Here is a 4,572-nt window from a genome sequence, read left to right as displayed (position 1 = left end):
GGCATAACTGCAATATGGAGGCATGACCGGATAGATTAATTTACAGTATACTCTTTTAAGAATATCAGTCAACACATTGCTGACTAATGCCAAGTAAGCATGAAACTTAAATTAAATAATAAGTTGAATTTATGCAAGATTTATTATATTAATATTTGTAATTATTTTTCAGGAACTGCGATAGTTTTTATGGTAATTGCATGTAGTTTTTTATTTAATATTTCAGACAGGGCGTTTTTTACTGATTTATGTTGATTAATTAAAGAATGTCCATTAAATTGAACATCTGATATTTCTAAGGCATAATGGTCTTGATCTCCTACTAAATCAGTAATTTTTATTATACTGTTTGGAAAGGATTCCTTAAGTATTTTTTCTAACTCTTCTGCAGTTATTGCCATTATTTTATCACTTTTTAGATATAAAAGCCTAAATATTAATTAAAGTTTTTTTTAGTTAAAGTAAAGCTTTATATGAATTTTTATTATAGAATTTTAAACATTCATTGATAAACTCTACTCTTATGAATATAATAATTAATATTATTATGTCATTTATTAATTATTATGAAAAAAGAAGCTGAAGAATTAAAATTATTTATCTTAGAATGTTTGAATGAGAAAAAAGCAGAAGATATCGAGGTAATTGATTTAACAGGAAAACATAAATTAGCCGATTATATTATATTTGCTAGCGGTCGTTCGACTAAAAATGTTGGAGCAATCGCTGAATATGTAGCTTTAGAATTAAAAAATAATGCCGGTATAAATAGTAATATTGAGGGGTTTGGTAAATCAGAGTGGGTACTAATAGATGCAGGTACTATTTTAATTAATATTTTTTATCCTGAAGCACGGGAACATTTTAAGCTAGAAGAAATTTGGAAAAGATGAACGATCATATTCTTATTAACGTTATAATTTTACTCGGTACTGCGGTTTTTATCGTGGCTATACTTAAGCGTCTTAGATTAAGTCCGGTACTTGGTTACTTAATTGCAGGAGCTGCAATAGGTGATCACGGTTTAAAAATCGTAACATATGACCAAACTAAGTTACTAGGTGAACTTGGTGTAGTATTTCTATTATTTGCAATAGGTCTTGAGTTATCCTTCGAGCGATTAAAAGCTATGAGACGATATGTCTTTGGTCTCGGTAGTTTGCAAGTTTTAACGACTGCTATAGTAATTGCCGGTGCAATGGTACTTATAGACGGCAATAGTAGTGCGGCTATTATTACCGGCGGTGGTCTTGCCCTTTCATCTACGGCACTTGTTATGCAGGTTATTGAGGAAAATCGTAGTCAATCAACGCAAATAGGAAGAGTTTCTTTAGCTATTCTGTTACTGCAAGATTTGGCCGTAGTTCCATTACTTGTGGTAGTGCCGCTACTTGCCGACAGTAATAAAGCTTCGCTTGCGGCGGCTCTTGGTATTGCGCTCTTAAAAGCCGTAACGGCCTTACTTACAATATTTATTGTCGGTCGTGTTTTTCTTCGTCCTGTATTTTCTTTCATTTCATCAGAAAGTAATAATGCAAGCGAGTTACCTATTTCGATGACTTTGTTAATAGTACTTTCTGCTGCTTGGGCTACCGAAACATTTGGTTTGTCTTTAGCTCTAGGAGCATTTGTTGCCGGAGTATTAGTTGCAGAAACCGAATTTAGATTGCAGGCAGAAGAAAGTATTTATCCTTTCAAAAGTTTATTTTTAGGATTGTTTTTCATGACCGTCGGTATGAATATCGACGCACTAGAAATGTATGAAAAAATATCTCACATTCTTACTTTATCTATTGCTTTAATAGGTATAAAAACCTTAATCATAACGGCTTTTTGTATTTTATTCGGTTTTAATAAAGGAGTTGCTTTTTATTCAGGCTTATTATTATCGCAAGGTGGAGAGTTTGGTTTTATATTATTCAGTTTAGGTAAAGATAGTGGAGTATTAGAAGAAAGTACTGCCGATATATTATTACTCGTAGTTACTTTTACTATGGCACTTACTCCATTACTCGCAGCTTTAGGGAAAAAGATTGCCGAGAAAGTTGATAAAAGACTTGGCAAAACTCCGACTCAAATGATTGAGCTTGGAGCAAGAGATTTAACAAACCATATTATTATTGCCGGACTTGGTAATACCGGTAAAATGGTAGCAAGAGTTTTGGAAGCGGAGGGTATAAGTTACGTAATACTTGATTTAGATGATGATAGAGTCAAAGAAGAGCTCTCAAACGGTTTACCGGTTTTTAAAGGTGACGTATCGCAAGCCGATACTCTAAAGGCATTAGGTACGGAAAGAGCATTTGCTATAATACTTACTATGAATAATCAAGTAACTATCAAGAAATCGCTTAAAACAATTAGCGGTAATTATCAGGATATACCGATTATCGTTAAGTTAAAAAACTTAAAAAATGCCAGAGAGTTTTATGATTTAGGTGCCACAACTATTATTCCGGAAAGTTATGAGACTGGATTACAAATCGGTGGAACAGTCCTAAAAAATATAGGTATTAGCGAGCAGGAAATTAATAGAATAAAAGTGCAATTTAGGCTTGGTAATTATATAATAGCAAAAAAAGAGGATGCTTTATCTGAAGTGGAAGATAATGATTAAAGTTTTTATCATTTTAATTACGATAATATTATCAACAACAATTAACGCCGATAATAAAAAATTACCTATTCCAAGATTTGTTTCAATAAAATCTAATGAAGTAAATGCAAGGAGCGGACCAACCACTAAATCTGCCGTAGAATGGATTTTTGTTAAAAAAGGCGAACCGGTAGAAATAACTGCAGAGTACGAACAATGGCGACAAGTACGTGACATTAACGGCGAAGGCGGTTGGATACATTCAAGCGTTTTATCAGGTAAAAGATCAGTAGTTATTACCTCCGATAAGGAAATAGAGCTTACCAAATCCGCAGACCATAAAAGCCGAGTTATAGCAAAATTAATACCCAAGGTTCGCTGCGGTTTAAAAAAATGCAAAGGACAATTCTGCCAAATTACATGTAAAGATTATACGGGATGGATCTCAAAGAAAGCAATTTGGGGGGTATATGATGATAATGATAGGTATTAATAGACTTTTTGCCTAACCTCCTTCTAAAGGTAATTTGTACATCAAGAAGGTAACGCATCCTCATGTATTTATATACGCTGCGGTGGCAAGTGCTTCCGTGTTTTCAAGGGGATCCCTCTTTATAAGATAAGTTATGCAAGAAGTCTAATACTTATAATAAATTGTAAAAGTAGTTTACTATCTGAGGTTAATTTGCTATATATGCAAACTTACTAAAAATATAATTATTTATGTAAAGATATTTAGACGGTACAAATGATGTCGCATTTAAAAAATTATTTAGCGATAAAGTAAAATTAATAAATTTATTGAACTCCCTTCTTAGGTTATCGAAAGGAGATAGAATCATAGATTTAAGCTATATAACTACTGAACAATTGCCTTTATGTCTTGAAGGGAAAAGAAGTTTATTCGATCTAAAAGTTAAAGATGAAACCGGTAGATGGTATATGATCGAAATGCAGCGTAAAATGGAGGAAGATTATCTTAATAGAACGCAGCTTTACGGTTGTTATACCTATGTTAGTCAAATTAAGAAAGGTATGAAACATAAAGATTTATTGCCGGTAGTAATAATTTCTATCATAGGAACAAAAGCTTTGCCTGATGAATTGCCGTATGTTAGCTATCATCATATAAAAGAAAGCAATACCCATAAACAATATTTGTTTTCATTAACTTATGTATTTATTGAACTAGGAAAATTTAAAAAAATGATCTTAAAGATGATGCCGATGAATGGTTACATTTATTAAAATATGCTTCGCAAGAACAAGAGTCGCCAAAAGAGATTAAAAATGAAATTGTGTTATCGGCATATGCAAGTTTAGAGCAATATAAATGGACGGACCAAGAGCATGATGATTACCTTAGAGCTGAAATGGCTATACAACATGAAATAGACAAATTTGAGGAAAAGTTTAATGCCGGTATGGAAAAGGGTATAGAAAAAGGGATAGAAAGAGGTATAGAAAAGGGAAAAATTGAAATAATAAAGAAAATGCTAACTAAAAAATACCTATAGAAGAAATACACGAGATGACAGGAATATCCATAGAAGAAATAAAAAAGCTAAAAGCAGAAATATAAAATATAGATTTAAATGAAAACCACCTTACCTGAACGTTCTCTTAAGATCCAAGCTAGGCTTAATTTTATAATGCAGCAGATTTTAGATATTGCACAGGATAAAATTACTATGATTATTTTGTATGGCTCTTTTGCTAGAGGCGACTGGGTACGTGATTTACCTAACGGTTACCATAGCAATACTGATATCTTGATAATTTTAAAAAAGGTAAATATAAAGGGCATACTGCTTTAAGGTTAGAAGATAATTATATAAAAGATTAGAAAAAACAGGAGTAATAAAACCTCAGATTATCCCGTATGATTCAGAGATATCTATAATTCTAGAGTCAATAAACGAGGTAAATAAGCAGTTGGAGATAGGGCGTTATTTTTACACGGATATTAAGAAAAG

Annotated in this window: 6 protein-coding genes and 1 pseudogene; 6 read left to right on the top strand and 1 reads right to left on the bottom strand. The window is 32.3% G+C overall.

Annotation, left to right across the window (positions count from 1 at the left end; all coding sequences use genetic code 11):
• Window positions 1-161: 161 nt before the first annotated feature.
• Window positions 162-401: a BolA/IbaG family iron-sulfur metabolism protein gene (locus KYQ89_RS05820; RefSeq protein ID WP_218460799.1), complete on the bottom strand. Its 240-nt coding sequence runs from the start codon at window positions 399-401 to the stop codon at window positions 162-164.
• Between the two features lie 165 nt (window positions 402-566).
• Here KYQ89_RS05820 and rsfS point away from each other — a divergent pair, with 165 nt between their 5' ends.
• From rsfS to KYQ89_RS08415, 6 genes and pseudogenes are all read left to right on the top strand, one after another.
• On the top strand, window positions 567-893 hold the full coding sequence (rsfS, locus tag KYQ89_RS05815) for a ribosome silencing factor (RefSeq protein ID WP_218460798.1): 327 nt from the start codon (window positions 567-569) through the stop codon (window positions 891-893).
• The gene (locus KYQ89_RS05810; protein WP_218460797.1) at window positions 890-2,617 is read left to right on the top strand and encodes a cation:proton antiporter; all 1,728 of its coding nucleotides are present in this window, start codon (window positions 890-892) and stop codon (window positions 2,615-2,617) included. The genes rsfS and KYQ89_RS05810 overlap by 4 nt, the downstream gene beginning before the upstream one ends.
• The gene (locus tag KYQ89_RS05805; RefSeq protein WP_218460796.1) at window positions 2,610-3,089 is read left to right on the top strand and encodes an SH3 domain-containing protein; all 480 of its coding nucleotides are present in this window, start codon (window positions 2,610-2,612) and stop codon (window positions 3,087-3,089) included. The genes KYQ89_RS05810 and KYQ89_RS05805 overlap by 8 nt, the downstream gene beginning before the upstream one ends.
• A 308-nt stretch (window positions 3,090-3,397) precedes the next feature.
• A complete protein-coding gene (locus tag KYQ89_RS07960; RefSeq protein ID WP_256621466.1) occupies window positions 3,398-3,844 on the top strand; it encodes an Rpn family recombination-promoting nuclease/putative transposase in 447 nt (148 codons plus the stop codon).
• Window positions 3,845-3,894: 50 nt separating this feature from the next.
• A complete protein-coding gene (locus KYQ89_RS07955) occupies window positions 3,895-4,113 on the top strand; it encodes a hypothetical protein (protein WP_256621464.1) in 219 nt (72 codons plus the stop codon).
• 78 nt (window positions 4,114-4,191) lie between these two features.
• A pseudogene (locus KYQ89_RS08415) lies at window positions 4,192-4,572 on the top strand (nucleotidyltransferase); the annotation flags it as partial.

Source organism: Rickettsia sp. TH2014 (assembly GCF_019249195.1).
GTDB lineage: Bacteria > Pseudomonadota > Alphaproteobacteria > Rickettsiales > Rickettsiaceae > Rickettsia > Rickettsia felis.
This window is presented reverse-complemented; position numbering and strand designations above follow the sequence as displayed.